At 41.7% G+C, this 19577-nt stretch carries 18 protein-coding genes; all 18 read right to left on the reverse strand.

The genetic code is table 11. The features are described 5' to 3' along the window. Positions 1-3: 3 nt before the first annotated feature. Entirely contained in the window at positions 4-3120 is a 3117-nt protein-coding gene (locus BMX50_RS26030; protein WP_091217092.1) for a SusC/RagA family TonB-linked outer membrane protein, read from the reverse strand. 128 nt (positions 3121-3248) lie between these two features. Next, complete coding sequence (locus BMX50_RS26035) at positions 3249-3749, reverse strand: acyl-CoA carboxylase biotin carboxyl carrier protein subunit (RefSeq protein ID WP_091217096.1); 501 nt, start codon at positions 3747-3749, stop codon at positions 3249-3251. A 162-nt stretch (positions 3750-3911) separates the two neighbouring features. Beyond that, positions 3912-4574 carry a DUF4159 domain-containing protein gene (locus BMX50_RS26040; RefSeq protein ID WP_091217099.1) on the reverse strand — a complete coding sequence of 221 codons (663 nt, stop codon included), beginning with the start codon at positions 4572-4574 and terminating at the stop codon, positions 3912-3914. Further along, entirely contained in the window at positions 4574-5281 is a 708-nt protein-coding gene (locus BMX50_RS26045; protein ID WP_091217104.1) for a 16S rRNA (uracil(1498)-N(3))-methyltransferase, read from the reverse strand. The genes BMX50_RS26040 and BMX50_RS26045 overlap by 1 nt, the downstream gene beginning before the upstream one ends. A gap of 14 nt (positions 5282-5295) precedes the next feature. After that, a complete protein-coding gene (locus BMX50_RS26050; RefSeq protein WP_091217107.1) occupies positions 5296-6636 on the reverse strand; it encodes a hemolysin family protein in 1341 nt (446 codons plus the stop codon). Positions 6637-6642: 6 nt separating this feature from the next. Continuing rightward, on the reverse strand, positions 6643-7191 hold the full coding sequence (locus tag BMX50_RS26055; protein ID WP_091217112.1) for an inorganic diphosphatase: 549 nt from the start codon (positions 7189-7191) through the stop codon (positions 6643-6645). A 37-nt stretch (positions 7192-7228) separates the two neighbouring features. Beyond that, a complete protein-coding gene (locus BMX50_RS26060; protein ID WP_091217115.1) occupies positions 7229-7873 on the reverse strand; it encodes a DedA family protein in 645 nt (214 codons plus the stop codon). Between the two features lie 55 nt (positions 7874-7928). Further along, complete coding sequence (locus tag BMX50_RS26065; RefSeq protein ID WP_091217118.1) at positions 7929-9311, reverse strand: NADH-quinone oxidoreductase subunit N; 1383 nt, start codon at positions 9309-9311, stop codon at positions 7929-7931. A 22-nt stretch (positions 9312-9333) separates the two neighbouring features. Then, positions 9334-10809 carry a complex I subunit 4 family protein gene (locus tag BMX50_RS26070; protein WP_091217122.1) on the reverse strand — a complete coding sequence of 492 codons (1476 nt, stop codon included), beginning with the start codon at positions 10807-10809 and terminating at the stop codon, positions 9334-9336. 25 nt (positions 10810-10834) lie between these two features. Then, positions 10835-12748, reverse strand: a complete 1914-nt coding sequence (gene nuoL / locus BMX50_RS26075) for an NADH-quinone oxidoreductase subunit L (protein ID WP_091217126.1) — start codon at positions 12746-12748, stop codon at positions 10835-10837. A gap of 143 nt (positions 12749-12891) precedes the next feature. Next, positions 12892-13221, reverse strand: coding sequence for an NADH-quinone oxidoreductase subunit NuoK (nuoK, locus tag BMX50_RS26080; RefSeq protein WP_090533902.1), 330 nt, complete (start codon positions 13219-13221; stop codon positions 12892-12894). Next, positions 13221-13724, reverse strand: coding sequence for an NADH-quinone oxidoreductase subunit J family protein (locus BMX50_RS26085; RefSeq protein WP_091217130.1), 504 nt, complete (start codon positions 13722-13724; stop codon positions 13221-13223). The genes nuoK and BMX50_RS26085 overlap by 1 nt, the downstream gene beginning before the upstream one ends. A 57-nt stretch (positions 13725-13781) precedes the next feature. Next, positions 13782-14279, reverse strand: a complete 498-nt coding sequence (locus BMX50_RS26090) for a NuoI/complex I 23 kDa subunit family protein (protein ID WP_091217133.1) — start codon at positions 14277-14279, stop codon at positions 13782-13784. A gap of 4 nt (positions 14280-14283) precedes the next feature. Continuing rightward, entirely contained in the window at positions 14284-15327 is a 1044-nt protein-coding gene (nuoH, locus tag BMX50_RS26095) for an NADH-quinone oxidoreductase subunit NuoH (RefSeq protein ID WP_091217137.1), read from the reverse strand. Then, positions 15327-16316, reverse strand: coding sequence for an NADH-quinone oxidoreductase subunit G (locus tag BMX50_RS26100; protein WP_394332327.1), 990 nt, complete (start codon positions 16314-16316; stop codon positions 15327-15329). The genes nuoH and BMX50_RS26100 overlap by 1 nt, the downstream gene beginning before the upstream one ends. 161 nt (positions 16317-16477) lie before the next feature. Beyond that, positions 16478-17836, reverse strand: a complete 1359-nt coding sequence (gene nuoF / locus BMX50_RS26105) for an NADH-quinone oxidoreductase subunit NuoF (RefSeq protein ID WP_091217144.1) — start codon at positions 17834-17836, stop codon at positions 16478-16480. A gap of 3 nt (positions 17837-17839) precedes the next feature. Further along, positions 17840-18364 carry an NADH-quinone oxidoreductase subunit NuoE family protein gene (locus tag BMX50_RS26110; protein WP_090533912.1) on the reverse strand — a complete coding sequence of 175 codons (525 nt, stop codon included), beginning with the start codon at positions 18362-18364 and terminating at the stop codon, positions 17840-17842. Next, complete coding sequence (locus BMX50_RS26115) at positions 18357-19568, reverse strand: NADH-quinone oxidoreductase subunit D (protein ID WP_208864805.1); 1212 nt, start codon at positions 19566-19568, stop codon at positions 18357-18359. Before BMX50_RS26115 ends, BMX50_RS26110 begins: the two co-directional genes overlap by 8 nt. Positions 19569-19577 lie beyond the last annotated feature (9 nt).

The raw sequence follows: 19577 nt of genomic DNA on the forward strand, positions 1-19577 counted from the left end.
ATGTTATAAACCTACGTTAATACCAAATGTGATTGTGCGTGGCTGAGGAGCCGAGTAAAAGTCAACACCCAGGTTAATATTACCTGCCTGGTAATCGGAGTTAACCTCGGGGTCCCATCCTTTATATTTGGTAATTAAAAATAAGTTATATGCATTTGCAAACACCCTCACTTTTTGTAATCCCAGCTTACTTATCGCTTTTTTAGGTAAGGTATATCCTAATGTTGCCGTTTTTAAACGTACATAAGAACCGCTTGATAAATACCGGCTTGACGGACTAACACCATTACCGTAAAACAACCTTGGCTCGGGTACATCGGTGATATCACCAGGTTTATCCCAATATTTTAACTGATCAACAGTTTGGTTATCGAAACCGTTACCAGCACTTGAGCTCATGTATTGGCCCGCACTATTGTATATTTTATTACCAAAAGATCCCTGAAAAGTGAATGATAAGTCAATACCCATATAACTAAATGAGTTAGTAAAGCCACCAATATACTTAGGTGTTGGATTACCCAATACCACATTTTGTGCAGCATTAAAATCACTTGTTTTGGTGCGATCAAGACTGCCATTGGCTTGTTTGGTATTCAGATAGTACAAAGCATCGCCATTGGCTGGGTCAACACCCGCATATTCACGGCCGTAAAACACACCTATTGGCTGCCCTTCAATTACACGGTTTAAATCATTTGTTCCTAAAACCTGCCCATTAACATAAGTTATTATATTTTTATTATAGGCAGCGTTTAAAGAGCTTGTCCATTTAAATTTACCCACAAAAATATCGCCCGATAACTCAAGCTCAAAACCATGGTTGGATAACTTACCCAAATTTTGAACTTGTGTTGAAGAAGGTATACCTGTTGGGTTGGCTACTCCCAAAGTTCCCGGAAGATTGACATTCAATAATAAATCGCGGGTATTTTTCTTGTAATATTCAAACGTGCCGGACAGGCGATTATCAAAAAATCCAAAATCGACACCAAAATCAAGTTGTGCAGTTGTTTCCCACTTCAAATTAGGATTACTGATCTGTGTAAATTGCTGACCCGCTGTTCCGTTATAATTTGCAGGAGCAAACAAGCCTAAAGAAGGGAAATTACCTATTTCGGCGTTACCTGTTAAACCATAACTGGCCCTTAATTTCAAGTTGCTGATCAACTTACTATCTTTTAAGAAATCCTCCTGAGACAGGATCCATCCCGCTGAACCTGAAGGGAAAAAGCCGTAACGATGATTAGGCCCAAATCTTGATGAACCATCGGTCCTGGCACTTCCCGAAACCAAATATTTTCCTTTATAAGCATAGTTGGCCCTAAAGAAATAAGAAAGGAAACTGAAGCCGGTACTCAAAGAAGAACCATCGGTTTTCACTGCCGCAGCCGACAGCTTTTTATAAGCATCAGACGGAAACTGATTTCCCTGGATGTCATTACCTGTAGTTGTTGATTTTTGGTAACTTGTACCCAAAACCATATCAAGTGAATGATCTGTGCCGAACAGCGTTTTATAGCTGAAATAATTATTAGTGTTATAATTTAAAACCTGTGTAGTTGTGTTTTCGCCAAATCCATTGTCAGTGGCGGTATTACGAAAAGTCAACGCTCCGAAATAGCTATCTTCAGCCTGGTTCAATTGATCTATGCCAAATTCCGAGCGGAAAGTAAGTCCCTTAACTATATCCCAGTTGGCATAAACATTACCTATTGTACGGTAAACGTTAGCTTTGTAAAAAGCATTATTTTTACTGATCAAAGGATTATAATACAGTGGAAAATCTTCTGCTTCGCCTGGTAAGGTACCGCTTATTAAACCGCTACGAGGGTCAATTACCGGCGTAATTGGTGATAGGGCAACGATTTGCAATGGTGTGCTAAATGCGTTATCGTTGGATACCCTGTCGTTGATGGTATTGGCGAAGCTAAGGTTCATACCTATGCTTAGCTTTTTATCCATTTTAGTATCCAGGTTTAATCTTCCCGAATATCTTTTAAAGTGGTTACCTATTAATATACCTGTTTGATCAAGATACTGGCCGCCTAAATAGTAGGTGGTTTTTTCGTTACCACCTGATATATTGAGATCATATTGTTGTTGCGGGGCGCTCTGAAAAGCCTCTCTTTCCCAGTTTGTGTTGATCTTACCGGTTTTCCAATCATCTGTGCCGGCAGATAAAAAAGTAAGGTTATCCTCAACATATGACTTATAATCGGCTAAGGCATCATCAAGTGTATCATAGTCGCCATTTGCAAAGTCCTGTTTAGCGGCACCAACGCCTGCACGTTCTTCAATCTGAACAAATTGCTTTGCGTTCAGGAAATCCCTGTGTCTTGAAGGATTGCTTTTGCCATATTGAGCAGTAAAGTTAATTTTAGCACTGCCGGCCTTTCCTTTTTTTGTGGTGATTACCACTACACCGTTTGAAGCACGTGCACCATATATGGCAGATGCAGAAGCATCTTTCAGCACCTGTATCGACTCTATATCATTAAAGTTAAGATCGGCAAGCGGGCTTGTTGCAGCTGAAGTACTTGAAAGGTCATTAGTGGTGATAGGCACACCATCCATAATATAAAGCGGCTGGGTACCTGCAGATACAGACGACGTACCACGAACACTTATCTTGATACCCTGTCCAAGCTTTCCATTATCAGCCTGAACCAAAACACCAGCCGCCCTACCTTGTATGGCTTGTTCAACAGATGTTGTTGGTATACCTTCTATCTCTTTTGAAGTTACAGATGCAATAGACCCTGTAATATTAGCCTTCTTTTGCGTACCGTAACCAACCACCACAACTTCTGTCAGCTGCTTTGAATCACTTGTTAGCTGAGCATCAACAACGTTACCGCTAATTGGTTGCTCGGCAAGTTTATAACCTAAAAAATTAAATGCTAAAACTTTTGCAGTGGCCGGTACGCTAAGCTTATACCCGCCATTAATATCGGTTTGGGTGCCCAATCCGGTAACTCCTTTTACGGTTACGCTTACCCCTGGTAAGGGCGAGCCGTCTTTCTGATCTGTTACTTTACCTGTAATAACCCGGTTTTGAGCAAAACCAAAGGCAACACAAGTACATAACAACAGGATTGTTAGTAGATGTTTCTTCATAAAAGTTAATATTGTTAATTAAGAAAGTAAGTTCGTAAAAAAAATATGCAGAAACAACAAAAACCTTAAAATTACGTTGCGTTCCTTACAAAAATGTTATTATCGCACATTTAAACAATAACGGTAAGTTAAAACAACATTAAAATCTGCCCTTTTTCAACTTTATCACCGGGCTTTATTAATGTCTTTTCAACTGTTACATCGGCCGGTGCTTTGATAATGTTTTCCATTTTCATAGCCTCAAGCACAAAAAGATTGTCGCCCTTTTTAACGACATCTCCCTTATTTACAAATACTTTAAGAACCAGGCCCGGCATGGGGGCTTTGATTTCGCTGATCCTGGCACTGTTTAAATCACTAAACCCAAGCTTATCAAGCAGTATATCAAACTGATCTTTAGCGGTAACGTTATACAGGTGATTATTAACTTTTATTTCAGCTGTTTTTTCGTTACCGTTAAAATTAATTACCTCCACGTTATACGAACGGTTGTTTTCAATAACATGGTAAACACCTGGTTTTATCTGTTTGATATCAGCGTTTTTCCCTTCCCCGTTAATAAGCAATCCCGCCGCGGCTGTTCTCCCGGTTTCAATACTATAGTGGTCATTAATACTGAATTTATACATAGGCTTTAGATTTGAAGATAAGCGGTTTATATATTATTGTTTAGGGATTGGTATAAAGCTAAACATATTATTATTAACCACAAAGGTTCAATAAGCAAAGCAAACCCTAAATTGACAGTTTTAAGAAAAAATCACCGCGAAGGACGAGAGTAATAAGGATACCTATTGAGTGAAGATATACTGAATTAAATTTGCGCCCATTTTAAGGGCTTTTTGGCGGGCTTCCTGGGTATCGCCTGCGTAGGTACCATAATCTTCCCAACCGTTGCCTAAATCGCACTCATAGGTGTAAAAACAAACCAATCTGCCTTTGTATATCAATCCAAAACCTTGTGCACGCTTACCATCGTGTTCGTGAATTTTGGGCAGACCATTCGGGAAGTCATATTTTTGATGGTAAATGGGATGATTAACCGGTAACTCAACAAAATCCAGCTCGGGGAACACCTTCTTCATCTGCGGGCGAATATATTGATCAAGCCCATAGTTGTCATCGATATGCAAAAAGCCACCACCTGTAAGGTATTTGCGCAGGTTACGGGCTTCCTGATCGGAGAAAATCACGTTACCATGGCCCGTCATAAACGTAAAGGGATAATTAAATAATGAAGCACTGCCTACTTCAACCACCTCATCATCGTCGTCGAAATTGGTTTTCAGGTTTTCATTACAAAACTTAATCAGGTTAGGCAAGGCTGTACGGTCGCCATACCAATCGCCTCCGCCGCTGTATTTGAGGCGGGCAATTTTATAGGCAGGGGCATTAAAGCTGCTCATTGCCATAGCCGCAAACAAAACAACCAATGCTAAGCTTATCCTTTTCATCACCTGTTTAAAAAGTTCGCCTCAAAGCAAGCCTCCAACGCGGCGGTCTCCGTACGCAGGCGGCTTGTGCCTAAAGATATTGGTTTAAACCCATTTTGTAAAGCCTTATCAATCTCTGCAGGAGCAAAATCACCTTCAGGACCTATCAGTATTAAATAACGCCCCTGCGGGGCTATTTCGTCTTTTAAGGCAAATTTCTCACCCGGTTCGCAATGAGCTATAAATTTTTGTCCGTCAAAAGGTTTATCGAGTAGTTGACTTAGTGTTAAAGGCTCGTTTAATAGCGGGTGATACGCTTTCAGAGATTGTTTTATGGCGGCCGTGATAATTTTGTTCAAGCGCTCTACCTTAGCTTCCTTGCGTTCTGATCGCTGCGCAATGATCAATGACACTTCATCGATACCGATCTCTGTAGCTTTTTCCAAAAACCATTCCAAACGTTCGATATTTTTGGTTGGCGCTACCGCGATGTGCAGGTAATGATTGCGTTTTTCAAACCCGGTGGTTACCGATGTTATTTTAAGAATGGTGCGCTTTGGATGTGCATCATGGATCAGGGCGGTATATAACCCTCCCCTTCCGTCAATCAACTGCACTTCGTTGCCTGTTTCCAGGCGCAGCACACGTATAGCATGTTTGCTTTCTTCTTCGCTCAGAAAGTATTGGGGATGCGAGGCATCAATATCAGGAGTGTAAAAAAGTTGCATTATAGATAAGCAGATTAATGTAAATCTACTGTATCTTCTTCATTTATCAGTAATTCGAGTTTAACTGATTCAATATTCTGGTCAGATTTTTTCAGTACGGTGATGTTATAGCCGTTTGATTCCTTTTGTTCGCCAACATCAGGGATTTTACCAAAAATATCCCCAAGCCAGCCCGATACGGTGTCAAAGTCGCCATCTTCAGGTAAGTCATGAGGTAAATGCTCATTCACATCATAAATAGATGCAAGGGCGTTTACAACAAACTCACGCTCATTGATCTTCTCAACTATAGGCTTTTCTTCATCATACTCATCCTGAATCTCCCCTACGAGTTCTTCTACTATATCTTCCAGCGTAACCATGCCGGCGGTACCGCCAAATTCATCAAGCACAATGGCTATCTGAATACGCTTTTGCTGCAGCTCGGCCATCAGATCGTTAATCTTTTTTGTTTCGGGGATGAAATACGGCTTGCGAATAATATCTTTCAGTACAATCTCCTCATTACGGGCCAATAAGGGTAAAATATCTTTGGCATGTACAATACCGATGATCTTATCTATTACATCGTCATAAACCGGCATCCGCGAGTAGCCTTCATTAATGATCATATCCAGCAACTCTTCCTTGGTTGAGGCAATATCCACGCCCGAGATCTTGGTACGCGGTACCATAATGTTTTTTACCACCCGCTCGTTAAAATCAAACACATTCTGGATAAGTTCGTGTTCATTAGAGTCGAGCGCACCAGTTTCTTTACCCTGCTCCAGCAGATATTGCAGCTCTTCAGAACTGTGATGGGTTTCGCCACCTTCAACAGCACTTATGCCCAATAATTTTAAGATAAAATTGGCAAAGTTATTAAGCACCCATATAAATGGCCTGAAAACAACAAAGAAGAACCTGAGCGGCAAGGAAACAGCCATTACCGTACGTACCGATTTTTGGATAGCCAGCGATTTGGGCGCAAGCTCGCCAAAAACTATATGCATAATGGTAATAACGCTAAAAGCTAAGATATGACTGGCCGTAATATAACCCTGAGAAAGTGTGATCCCCACAGCCAGGAAAGCCCGGATCACGAGATTGGTGGCAACCTCTTCGCCCACTACACCGAGTGCCAGTGAAGCAATGGTAATACCCAGCTGCGTGGCAGCCAGGTATCCATCTAAATTATGCAGTATGCCACGGGCAACTTTGGCTACGCCGCTGCCCCCTTTGGCTTTAATTTCAATTTGCGAACCCCGAACCCTCACCATGGCAAACTCTGCAGCTACAAAGAAGCCATTGAGTAAAACCAAAAATATGGTAGCGAAAATGTAAAATAAACTAATCTCGTAATGTGCGGGGTCCATTTATTTTTATGATTGATACACTGGGAACGTCGACTTATACAGCTCCAAACTCTCGGTTATTACTTTATGTGCATAACGTACACCTAACAAATGTTCGATAGTAACGTTTTTGCCTTCCAATTTTTTATAATCTTTGAAGAAACGAACAATTTCAGTCATTGCATGCGGAGGCAATTCATTTAAGTCGTTAATGTAATTTACCGACATGTCATTCTTAGCCACAGCTATGATCTTATCGTCCTGCTCACCATTGTCAACCATGTGCATTACACCTACAACCTTTGCTTCGATGATAGACATAGGGAAAACGTCAATTGAGCAAAGTACAAGGATATCCAGCGGGTCTTTATCATCGCAATAAGTTTGAGGAATAAAGCCGTAGTTAGCCGGGTACATTACAGATGAAAACAACACACGATCAAGCTTTAACAAGCCCGATTCTTTATCTATTTCATATTTCGCTTTTGAACCTTTTGGAATTTCAATGATAGCGTTTACTACTTCAGGAATATTATCACCTGGAGAAACCTGGTGCCATGGATGTAGAGTACTCATTTATCTTTATTAAAATTATAATATATAAAATTATTAACTAATCTGTATTCTCGTTTTTTTCACGAAACTGCTTCTTTACGTAAGCAATAACCAGCGGAATTGTTGTAACTACAATCAACCCAAGTATAATATATTGCAAATAGTCTTTTAATTGAGGAAACTTTCGCCCTAAAAAAAAGCCGCTTAAAGTAAATACACAAACCCAGGTTACGCTGCCGATAAGGTTATAAACCGAAAACTTTTTGATATCAACCTTAACAACTCCTGCAAATATAGGAGCAAATGTTCTAACAATAGGGAAAAATCTCCCTAAAATAAGCGCCATCCCTCCATGCTTGTTGTAAAACTCGCTGGCCAGCACCACGTAGCGGCGCTTGAAAAAAAGCGAGTCGTTTTTATTGAACAATACAGGCCCCGTTCGGTAACCAAACCAATAACCTGTAAAATTGCCTAATATGCCGGCCCCGATCAACGATAATACCAGCGTAGTTATCGAAACATCAACCTTACCAGCGGCGCACAATAAACCAGCCATAAACAGCAGATAGTCGCCAGGCAAAAAGAAACCAAAGAATAAACCAGTTTCAGCAAAAACAACAATAAGCAGGAGATAAAAACCACCCCTGCTTATTATGGATTGAGCGTCCGTTAAATTTTGAAGGTATTCCCAAAAACTTTCCATTCACTATATCTGTAAAACTACAAATATTATATCAATTTGCAGTTATGAATACCGATTATATGAAACGGGCTATAAGATCGGGATAAACACCTATAAGAATTGTAGCCAAAGCCGAAAGTGCAAATACAACTTTGTAGTAAACCGGCACAGTAAGCTCAGCACGTTCATCGGCCCGGAAATACATAGCAATGATAACCCTGAAATAGTAGAAGATACTAATGATAGCATTAATTACAGCTATAATAACCAACCCGATATGGTAGCGGCTTACCGCTCCCGAAAACATAAAGAATTTGCCAATAAAACCTGCAGTAAGCGGGATACCTGCCAACGAAAGCATGGCCACAGTTAATACAAAAGCCAGGAATGGGTTCTTTTTTCCCAAACCGTTAAAGCTTTCAAAGTTATCGCTGCCGCCTTGTTGTTGTACCAGGATCAAGCCGCCAAATGCAATAATTGAAGCAATTGAATAAGCAGTAGCGTATACAAATACCGAATTGCCTGAAGCAGCACCTAACGATACGATTGCAAATAACAGGTAACCGGCGTGCGAGATACTTGAAAACGCAAGCATCCTTTTAAAGCTTTGCTGATACAGTGCAGTAATGTTACCGATAAACAGGGTAATGATAGTAACAACAAGTAATATCGGTGTCCAGAAATCAGATAATGGTTGAAAACAAGCAGAGAACAAACGCAGGAATGCTGCGAAACCAGCCGTTTTAACCACTGTAGACATGAAGGCAGTGATCAACGTAGGGGCACCTTCGTACACATCCGGAGTCCAGAAATGGAAAGGGGCAGCACCTACTTTAAAGCATAAACCAACTATAATAAGGGCTATGCCGGTATAAAACATAGGGTCGATATGCGGATGGTTAATTACATATTCCCTGATGGTATCAATGTTAAATGAACCTGATGATCCGTATAGCAGGGCCATACCAAACAGCAAAAAGCCGGTTGAAAAAGCGCCCATTAAAAAGTATTTCAATGCAGCTTCATTTGAAGCGAAATCGCTCTTTTTAATACCGGCAAGGATGTACAAACTCACCGACATGATCTCGATGCCGATAAACAGCATCACGAGGTTATTAAACGACACCATTACGATTATACCAGTCAGTGAAAACAGGATAATAGCATAATATTCGGCAGTGTGCCTGCTGATGCGCTCAAAGTAACCTTTTGACAATAACAGGATCAGGATTGTAGATATAATGGTAACGCTTGAAAATACAACTGAAAAATTGTTGAACAACAGCATACCGGTATAAATCGGCTCAGCTGTATCTTTTGAAGTCCATTGGCAAATTGCAAAACCTAAAGCAGCCAGTAAGCCTATAACGGTAACAGGCAATAAAGCTTTTTGCGCTTTATATAACCCTAAATACAAAAGCACTATAGGTAAAACAGATATGATGATTATAGTATTCATTCTTTTCTTTAAAATCTTAAACCTACATTGTAAACTTTGAACCTATCTGATTTACCAGTTGCGTTACCGCAGCTTCAGAAATATGCAGAATAGGCTGAGGATAAATACCTAATACAATAACCAGGACACAAATTAAACACAAGGTAAACTTTTCGGTACCGCTAACGTCGGTGAAAGTAGCTGTAAGCGGATTAGTTTCGCCCTGCATTACATTTTTGTAAAGACGTAACATATAAACTGCGCCAAATATAATGGTAAGGCCTGCAACCGCAGCCAGTACCAAATTTACGTAATGCTGTACGCTAAAATCAAATACACCTTTCAGCAATAAAAACTCGCCAATAAAACCATTGGTAAGCGGTAAGCCTACTGTACCTAATAATATGATCAGAAAACCAATTGCAAATTTAGGAGCAACTTTAGCAATACCCCCCAGTTGGCTAATCTCACGGGTGTTTAGCCTGCGGCTGATGATATCCCAGATAAAGAACATACCAACAACGTTGATACCGTGGTTAAGCATCTGAATCATCGCCCCCTGAACACCTGCTATATTCCAGGCAAAAATACCGGCGGCTATTAGCCCAACGTGACCAATTGAAGAATAAGCTATCAGACGCTTGCCATCTTTTTGTTTAAAGGCAATAATTGAAGCATAAACCACTCCTATTACACCAAGGATCATAGCCAAAGACTGGAAATGAAAGAAACCAAGCGGAGCATTAGGGATCATCCAGCGAATAACACCATAAATACCCATTTTGAGCATGATACCTGATAGCATCATGGTACCACCTGACGGAGCTTCCGTATAAGTATCCGGCTGCCAGGTATGGAAAGGGAACAAAGGCATTTTGATGGCGAAAGCCAGGAAAAACGCCCAGAAGATCCAGCTCTGATGTTTAACATCCAAAGTCATTTTATAGAAATTGTGGATGTCGAAAGTTTTATCAGGCGATTGCAGGTACAGGTAAATGATACCAACCAGCATGAACAACGAACCTGCAAATGTGTAGATGAAAAACTTGATGGTAACGCGGATGCGGTTTTCGCCTCCCCAAAGGGCACATATAAAGTAGATCGGGATCAATGCTGCTTCCCATCCAACGTAAAACAAAAATCCGTCGAGGGCAGTAAACACAACCAGCATACCTGCCTGCATAAACAGGATGAGGCCATAAAAGGCACCTTCGTTTTTATATTGGTGCTGATAGGTTGTTAAAATTATTAGTGGTACAAGTACCGTGGTCAATAAAACCAGTACCATGCTAATGCCGTCGATACCGGCACTAAAGTAAATTCCATAACTGCTGATCCATGGCACATCAATAACAAACTGTGTTGATGCATCCGGAACAAATTTGCTTAAAAATATAAGCGCTATTACCAGTTGGGCAACAGAGAAAAATAATGCTGCATGTTTAGCTATCCCGTTTTTAAGCAGGGCAGTTATAACAGCGGCAACTATTGGCAAAAAAAGTAATATACTAACGGTCATTTTTATGTTGCTAAACGCTTATCGTTTATATTTTAGTTAATCCAAATACGCTATACAGAAGTACCGCAATAATTCCCAGTACCATGATGAATATGTAGAAACCTACATTACCTGTTTGCAGCAGGCGAAGGCCTTTACTGGTTTCAATTGTTCCTCTGCCTATGCCATTCACCAGGCCATCTATACCCAAACGCTCTATTATATTATAGAAGAAGTCAGAAAGCCAGTCGAGCGGTTTACGAACAATCAGGTCATAAAGCTCATCAAGGTAAAACTTATGGTATGAAATGCTGGTCAATGCCGGACGCTCTTCAGTATCAGCAACAGGTACACTACCATTTTTAGCATATTTAACATAGGCATAGGCCATAGCAGCTAAAGCAAGTACTACCGACGTACCCATTAATGCATACTCAAGCGATTCAGACAAATGATGCTCGCCCAAAATCTCATTTGATTTATGGAAAACAGGCTCAAGGAAATGTGCGAGTTCATGGTGTCCGTGTAATACTTCCGGCACACCTATAAAACCACCTACTATTGAAAGGATAGCTAACACAATAAGCGGAATAGTCATTGTAGGAGGCGATTCATGCAAATGATGCTCTTGCTCATGGGTACCGCGGAATTTTCCATAAAATGTAAGGTACATCATCCTGAACATGTAGAATGAAGTTAACATAGCGGTTAATACACCTACAGCCCAAAATATAGGGCTATGTGCGTAAGCATGTGCCAGGATCTCATCTTTCGAAAAGAAACCTGCCAATGGCGGGATACCCGCAATTGCAACAGTGCCAATCATCATGGTGGTGAAAGTAGTTTTGATCTTGCCTTTCAAGCCACCCATTTTACGCATATCCTGCTCACCGCTCATAGCGTGGATCACCGAACCTGCGCCAAGGAATAATAAAGCTTTAAAGAAAGCGTGTGTTAACACGTGGAAGAAAGCGCCTGTATAAGCGCCAACACCTAAGCCTAAAAACATATACCCCAATTGAGATACAGTTGAATAAGCCAATACCTTTTTAATATCTGTTTGTGTTAATGCAATAAGTGCTGCAATAAGAGCCGTTGCCAAACCTACATAAGCAATGATCTCCATTGTATCCGGAGATAAAGTATAGAATATGTTTGAGCGGGCAATCATATAAATACCGGCTGTAACCATGGTAGCAGCGTGGATCAAAGCCGAAACCGGGGTTGGGCCGGCCATCGCATCCGGTAACCAGGTGAACAAAGGCAACTGTGCAGATTTACCGCAAGCACCAATGAATAACAATATTGTAATGATAAACAGCGGACCTGCACCTGATTTCATGGTAGCTGCCTTAGGGAAGACCTCCGCAAACTGGATACTGCCGAAAACATAAATAATGGTGAAGATGCCTAATAAGAAACCAAGGTCACCGATACGGTTCATCACAAACGCTTTCTTCGCTGCATCTGCATAGTCAGGGTTAGTAAACCAGAAACCTATAAGCAGGTATGAGCATAAACCTACGCCTTCCCATCCGATAAACATGATGAGGTAGTTTGAACCTAAAACCAACAACAACATGAAAAACACGAACAGGTTGAGGTAAGCGAAAAACTTTCCAAAACCTTCGTCGTCATGCATGTAACCGATAGAGTACAGGTGGATCAGGAAACCAACCCCTGTAATGATCAGCAACATGATTGAACTTAACTGATCAATAAGGAATGCGAAAGGGAATTTCAAGGCGCCAACCGCAAACCATGTAAAGTAGTTAACGTTGATGGCTACACCGGTTGATTTTACCTGAAAGAAAACGGCAAGACTTAAACCAAATGATACCAGTACCAGCAAGCTGCCGATAAAGCCAATTACGCTTTTTGATAATGAATTACGGCCAAGTCCGTTTATAACAAAACCGGCTAACGGTAGTATAGGAATAAGCCAGATATATTTATCCATGTTCGATGTTGTACGTTTTACGTGTTACGTTATACGTTTTTAATTATCTAATCGCCATTGCGGGAAAGGGGCAACAACGTTTGTTTTATTACTAATCAGTTATTACAAATCCGAAATTGAAATTCCGAAATCCGAAATAACTATTACCACTTCAACCTGTTCAGTACGTTGATATCAATTGAATTGGTGTTACGGTAAATCATCACGATGATAGCCAAACCAACTGCAACTTCGGCAGCGGCCAGTGCCATGATAAAAAACACAAACACCTGCCCGGTAGCATCACCCCTGTATACAGAAAACGCGGTAAGCAAAAGGTTAACCGAGTTAAGCATTAACTCAACCGACATGAAGATCACGATAGCATTACGGCGGATCAATACGCCCATTACGCCTATAGCAAAAATGATTGTGCTTAACAATATGTAATGATTAAGCGGCACGGCGTGCATTGTATTTGTTAAACTTTCCATTATGCTGCTTTAGGTTCTTTTTCTTTAGTGGCCAACAATACCGCGCCTACCATTGCTGATAACAACAATACCGACGATATTTCAAACGGCAATAAAAATTCGTTGAACAATACTTTACCTAAGTTTTTTACAAGTCCCAGATCAGGGTTTTGTAATAACACAGGGTTTGATGCGCCAATAAGTTTTAACGATGATGCAACTGCAACAGCTAATATACCACCGCCAAAAACACCGGCTATTTTAACCATGAAAGGCTTTACAGGTTCCGACTCCTTGTTAAGATTGATGAGCATCAGTGTATACAGGAACAATACCAGTATAGCGCCCATGTATACAATGAAATTTACAATCGCCAAAAATTGCGCGTTAAGCAAAATATAGTGGATGGTGAAAGTAAAGAAAGTGAGGATCAGATATAGGATACTATGTACCGGATTTTTGGCCGAGATTACCAATATCGAAAAGAATATGGACAAAAATGCGATGAAGTAAAATGTACTCATGTTTTTATTTACAAAATACCTTTACCCTTTTAGGCAGGGCAAAGGTATAAAACTTCTTTATTGATTTAAGGGCGCTTCTACTAATTTGTCTTTACCGTAAATAAAATCCTTCCTTAAGTAATCGGCAGGTACAATATCTCCGTCAAGATAAATAGCTTCTTTAGGGCAGGCCTCTTCACACAAACCGCAGAAAATACAACGCAACATGTTAATTTCATAAACAGCAGCGTATTTCTCTTCGCGGTATAAATGCTCTTCACCTTTCTGGCGCTCTGCAGCTGTCATAGTGATAGCTTCCGCAGGGCATGATAATGCACAAAGGCCGCAGGCGGTGCAACGCTCTTTACCGTTTTCATCGCGCTTAAGCGAGTGCATACCACGAAAGTTTTCAGAAAACTCGCGCTTTTCTTCGGGATAACTGATGGTTACCGGCTTTTTGAAGAAGTGTTTCATTGTTGTGGCCAAACCGCCAACAATAACAGGCAGGTAAGCACGTTCCAACAAGGTAAGTGGCTTAACTTCCAGTACTTTTCTTTTATTGCTTAATGATTCCATTTGATTAATATCCAAAGTGTGTAAGTAATGTGCTGCCTACGCCGGTAAGCACTATATTGGCAATTGCCAGAGGTATTAATATCTTCCAGCCCAGATCCATCAACTGGTCATAACGGAAACGAGGGATTGTCCAGCGTACCCACATGAAAAAGAAGATAGAAAAGAAGATTTTACCGAATAATATAACAACACCAACTATCGCCGCTGTATTTGGACTGAACCATACAGCCATATCATCCATAAAAGGATAGTTATAACCGCCCCAATAAAGGGTAGCCATTACTGCCGATGAAATAAACATGTTGATATACTCAGCAAAAAGGTAAAAACCTAATTTCATTGATGAGTACTCGGTATGGTAACCGCCAACAAGCTCGGTTTCGCACTCAGGTAAGTCGAAAGGTGAGCGGTTGGTTTCAGCAAAGGCACATACCAGGAACAGGATAAAACCAAGCGGTTGTCTCCAAACATTCCAGTGAAAGCCATGCTGTTGTTCGGCAATTTCTTTAAGGCTCAATGTACCGGTAAGCATCAGCAACGCGATGATGGATAAACCCATCGAAATTTCATAGCTGATATTTTGTGACGCAGCACGGATAGCACCTAACAACGAATATTTATTGTTTGATGCCCAGCCACCAATCATGATGCCATAAACACCTAATGATACTACGCCAAAAATGTAAAGTACACCTACGTTGATATCAGTAACCTGTAAATCAAAAGTACGGCCGCCAATTTGAATAGCTGATCCCCATGGAATAACAGCCGAACCTATACAAGCGGTTAAAATAGCCAGCGAAGGGCCAACAATGAACAGGAAGCCGGTAGCGTTGGTTGGGATGATTTCTTCTTTCAAGAACATTTTACCACCATCTGCAAGGGGTTGCAAAATGCCCCATGGACCGGCACGGTTAGGGCCTACCCTATCCTGGAAAAATGCTGCTACTTTACGTTCGGCATAGGTTGAGTACATAGCCACAACCAGGCTGATTGCAAAAATCACAACGATCAATACGATTCTGAATATTAAATCTGCAGTTTCCATTATAAGCGTGTTTCCCTTTCAAATTGGTCTTTATTTGCTGCCTGCAATACCGGGTTGGTTTTAACAACCGGCAATGGTGTAAACTCGTAATGGTTTGCACTGATCACTGATTGGTGCGATACCTTACGCGGGCCTTCAATAACCCAATCGGCAGTTTTCTTTTTGTCGAAGCGGCAGGTGTTACAGATAAATTCTTCAACCTCGCCATAAACATCTTTACGGCCGGTTACCCTGATCACATCTTCACCTTTGTACCATAAAGTAACTTTACCACAGCATTTATCGCAATCGCGGTGTGCCTCAACTGGCTTAGTGAACCAAACACGGTTTTTAAAACGGAAGGTTTTATCAGTTAATGCACCTACAGGGCAAACGTCAATCACATTACCAGAAAAATCGTTATCAACCGCTTTGCTGATATAAGTAGAGATTTCTGAATGATCGCCCCTGTTCAGGATACCGTGTAAACGGGTATTAGTGATCTGATCGGCAGTGAATACACAACGGTAGCAAAGGATGCAACGGGTCATGTGCAACTGGATCTTATCACCGATATCGATTTTCTCGAATGTACGACGATCGAACTCGTAGCGGGTTTTAGCAGCACCGTGCTCGAAGCCAAGGTCCTGCAGGTGGCATTCACCAGCCTGATCACACACAGGGCAATCAAGCGGGTGATTGATCAACAGCATTTCTACCACACCTTTACGGGCTTCAACAACCTCGGGCGAAGTGATATTTTGTACCTCCATCCCATCCATAACACCGGTACGGCACGAAGCCACCAGTTTAGGCATAGGGCGCGGATCTTTTTCAGATCCTTTGGTAACCTTAACCAAACAGGTACGGCATTTACCGCCACTACCTGCCAGCTTGGAGTAATAGCACATAGCAGGCGGAACAATGTCGCCACCTATTTGCCTTGCGGCATTCAGGATGCTTGTTCCGGGTTCTACATCAACGGTTATTCCGTCTATTGTTACTTTCATTGACATTTAATAATAACGTCGTTTGTTAATTTCTAAACCTTTTGCTTTCATCCTTAAGGCTGAAAACTGCCGTCATTGCGAGGAACGAAGCAATCCCCGATTTGCAGGTACGCCCTGTATAGTTAGGGATTGCTTCGTACCTCGCAATGACGCTTTATTATTTACGCCGTCTCAACAACTTTTAACGGATCAGCATAGTGTGCTATACCGTAATTTCTTGAAGTTGCTTCGCTTGCGTTAGTTACGTGCCACTCAAATTCATCCCTGAAATGGCGGATAGCACTGGCCACCGGCCATGCTGCCGCATCACCCAGCGGACAAATAGTATTTCCTTCTATTTTCTTAGATACATCAACCAGCAGATCCATGTCGCTCATTTTGCCATGGCCATACTCCAGGCGATGCAATACTTTTTCCATCCAGCCGGTACCCTCACGGCAAGGCGAACATTGTCCGCAGCTTTCGTGATGATAAAAACGGGCAAAGTTCCAGGTATTACGTACAATACAGGCATCTTCATCATAAGCGATAAAACCGCCCGAACCCAACATGGTACCGCTTACAAAGCCACCATCTGATAACGATTCATAGCTCATCAAACGGGCTTCGTTATTGATAGTTTTCAGGATCAGGTTAGCCGGCAAAATAGGCACTGATGAACCACCCGCAACAACAGCCTTTAAGCGTTTGCCATTGGCGATACCACCGCAATACTCATCCGAATAAATAAATTCTTCAACAGGTACACCGAGTTCAATTTCATAAACACCCGGCTTTTTAAGGTTACCACCTGCCGAGATCAATTTAGTACCTGTACTACGGCCGATACCTATTTTAGCGTACTCGTCACCACCTTCGTTAATGATAGGCACAACAGCAGCAATTGATTCAACGTTGTTAACTACGGTTGGGCAGCCATATAAACCGGCAATAGCCGGGAATGGTGGTTTAATACGCGGATTACCACGTTTACCTTCCAATGATTCCAGCAATGCAGTTTCTTCACCGCAGATATAAGCACCACCACCAGGTTGAACATAAAGTTCAAGATCGTAACCGGTACCCAATATATTTTTACCTAAAAAGCCTTTCGCTTTTGCTTCGGCGATAGCTCTTTCCAGGATCCTCACCTGTGGCATCATTTCGCCGCGCAGGTAGATATACGATGTACTGGCACCAAGCGCAAAGCTTGATACAATCATACCCTCAATTAATAAGTGAGGGATATAGGTCATCAAATAACGGTCTTTAAAAGTACCAGGTTCCGATTCATCACCATTACAAACCAGGTAACGTGCTACGCCTTCGGGTTTAGCCAAAAAGCTCCACTTCATACCGGTAGGGAAACCTGCACCACCACGACCGCGTAAGCCTGATTTTTTAACCTCTTCAACAATCGCCTCGGGCGACATGGTTTTTAATGCTTTCTCAACAGAAGCATAGCCACCTTTTGAACGGTAAACATCAAAAGTATTGATGCCGGGTACGTTTATATGTTCTAAAAGTAATTTCCGTCCCATAACTTAATTCTTAGCTTTCGCTTTTAAATCACTGATCAATTTATCTACCGACTCGTTGGTCAGGTTTTCATAAAAAGTATATTCAGGGCCAATTTGCAATACAGGGCCAAAACCACAGGCCGCAAGGCACTCCACTCCTCTCCAGCTAAATAAGCCGTCGGGAGTAACTTCACCTTCTTTTACGCCAAGCGTTTCCTCAATATGATCCATGATCTTTTCGGCACCTACCAGGCAGCAGCCGCTTGTACGGCAAACTTCCAGTACGTACTTGCCTTGCGGGCGTAAAAAGTACATGGTATAAAATGTAGCAACCTCATATACCTCAATAGGCAGGATGCTCAAATATTCGGCAACCTTATCCATTGCAGGTGCGCTTACCCAACCAAACTCGGCCTGAACCAGGTGAAGGATTGGCAATAAGCCCGATTTTTGTTTTCCCTGCGGATAACGGCTAACTATTTCATCAAATTTGCTGATCAGTGCCGGCGAAAATTCAACCGGTTCCTGAGCTTCGTCAACTCTAAGCATCTAACTCTCCGGCTATAACGTTTAAACTACTCATGTTAATAATAGCATCTGATAATAACATACCGCGGCTCATTGGGGCATACATCTGGTAATTGATGAAGCTTGGCCTGCGGAAATGCAAACGGTAAGGTGAACGGCCACCGTCATTAACCAGGTAAAAGCCCAGTTCGCCGTTAGTGCCCTCAACCGAATGGTAAACCTCGGTAGTTGGGGTTGGAATTTCGCCCATCACAATTTTAAAGTGATAGATCAAAGCTTCCATGTTATTATATACTTCCTCTTTCGGAGGCAGATAAAATTCAGGTACATCAGCATGGAAAATGTCGCCCGGTTCCTTATCAAGCTTGACAAGCGCCTGCTCAATAATCCTTAAGCTTTGCCACATCTCTTCGTTACGAACCAAAAAGCGGCTGTAAACATCGCCATTGTCGCCAACCGGCACTTCAAATTCAAAGTCCTCGTAAGATGAATACGGGTTCATTGCCCTTACATCGTAATCAACACCGGCGGCACGTAATAACGGGCCTGTCCAGCTATAGCTCAACGCAGTCTCTGCAGTTACAGCGGCTACGTCGCGTGTACGGTCAACAAAAATCCTGTTACGGTTAAACAAGCCTTCAAACTCTTTAAGGGTTTTAGGAAAGCTCTTTAAAAACGCACGTAATTTATCAAATGCACGGCTGTTAAAGTTACGCTCAAAACCACCTATACGGCCTATATTGGTTGTAAGGCGTGAGCCGCAAACCTCTTCGTATATTTCATAGATAGCCTCACGTTGCTCCATCATGTAAAGGAAGCCGGTAAAAGCACCGGTATCTACGCCTAATACACCGTTACAAACAATGTGATCGGCAATACGGGCAAGCTCCATTACAATTACACGCAGGTAATCAACACGTTTAGGAGTTTGGATATTCAGAAGCTTTTCAACCGTCATGTGCCAGCCCATGTTATTGATGGGTGATGAACAATAATTTAAACGGTCGGTAAGTGGGGTGATCTGGTAAAAAGGCCTATGCTCGGCAATCTTTTCAAATGCGCGGTGAATATAACCAATGGTTGATACACCGCTAACGATGCGTTCGCCGTCAAGCTGAAGCACGTTTTGAAACACACCGTGCGTAGCAGGGTGTGTTGGGCCCAGGTTAAGGGTTGATAGCTCGCTTTGCGGATCGTTATCTGTATATACAGGATGATTTTGCATCAGTATTAT

This window comes from Mucilaginibacter gossypiicola, assembly GCF_900110105.1.
GTDB lineage: Bacteria > Bacteroidota > Bacteroidia > Sphingobacteriales > Sphingobacteriaceae > Mucilaginibacter > Mucilaginibacter gossypiicola.

Excerpts from the sequence above, each read along its gene's own strand:
- nuoL (WP_091217126.1), bottom strand. The coding sequence starts at position 12,748 with ATGGATAAATATATCTGGCTTATTCCTATACTACCGTTAGCCGGTTTT.
- BMX50_RS26060 (WP_091217115.1), bottom strand. The coding sequence starts at position 7,873 with ATGGAAAGTTTTTGGGAATACCTTCAAAATTTAACGGACGCTCAATCC.
- BMX50_RS26030 (WP_091217092.1), bottom strand. The coding sequence starts at position 3,120 with ATGAAGAAACATCTACTAACAATCCTGTTGTTATGTACTTGTGTTGCC.
- BMX50_RS26050 (WP_091217107.1), bottom strand. The coding sequence starts at position 6,636 with ATGGACCCCGCACATTACGAGATTAGTTTATTTTACATTTTCGCTACC.
- BMX50_RS26035 (WP_091217096.1), bottom strand. The coding sequence starts at position 3,749 with ATGTATAAATTCAGTATTAATGACCACTATAGTATTGAAACCGGGAGA.
- BMX50_RS26065 (WP_091217118.1), bottom strand. The coding sequence starts at position 9,311 with ATGAATACTATAATCATCATATCTGTTTTACCTATAGTGCTTTTGTAT.
- BMX50_RS26115 (WP_208864805.1), bottom strand. The coding sequence starts at position 19,568 with ATGCAAAATCATCCTGTATATACAGATAACGATCCGCAAAGCGAGCTA.
- BMX50_RS26055 (WP_091217112.1), bottom strand. The coding sequence starts at position 7,191 with ATGAGTACTCTACATCCATGGCACCAGGTTTCTCCAGGTGATAATATT.
- nuoF (WP_091217144.1), bottom strand. The coding sequence starts at position 17,836 with ATGGGACGGAAATTACTTTTAGAACATATAAACGTACCCGGCATCAAT.
- BMX50_RS26070 (WP_091217122.1), bottom strand. The coding sequence starts at position 10,809 with ATGACCGTTAGTATATTACTTTTTTTGCCAATAGTTGCCGCTGTTATA.
- nuoH (WP_091217137.1), bottom strand. The coding sequence starts at position 15,327 with ATGGAAACTGCAGATTTAATATTCAGAATCGTATTGATCGTTGTGATT.
- BMX50_RS26085 (WP_091217130.1), bottom strand. The coding sequence starts at position 13,724 with ATGAGTACATTTTACTTCATCGCATTTTTGTCCATATTCTTTTCGATA.
- nuoK (WP_090533902.1), bottom strand. The coding sequence starts at position 13,221 with ATGGAAAGTTTAACAAATACAATGCACGCCGTGCCGCTTAATCATTAC.
- BMX50_RS26100 (WP_394332327.1), bottom strand. The coding sequence starts at position 16,316 with ATGAAAGTAACAATAGACGGAATAACCGTTGATGTAGAACCCGGAACA.
- BMX50_RS26110 (WP_090533912.1), bottom strand. The coding sequence starts at position 18,364 with ATGCTTAGAGTTGACGAAGCTCAGGAACCGGTTGAATTTTCGCCGGCA.
- BMX50_RS26090 (WP_091217133.1), bottom strand. The coding sequence starts at position 14,279 with ATGGAATCATTAAGCAATAAAAGAAAAGTACTGGAAGTTAAGCCACTT.
- BMX50_RS26040 (WP_091217099.1), bottom strand. The coding sequence starts at position 4,574 with ATGAAAAGGATAAGCTTAGCATTGGTTGTTTTGTTTGCGGCTATGGCA.
- BMX50_RS26045 (WP_091217104.1), bottom strand. The coding sequence starts at position 5,281 with ATGCAACTTTTTTACACTCCTGATATTGATGCCTCGCATCCCCAATAC.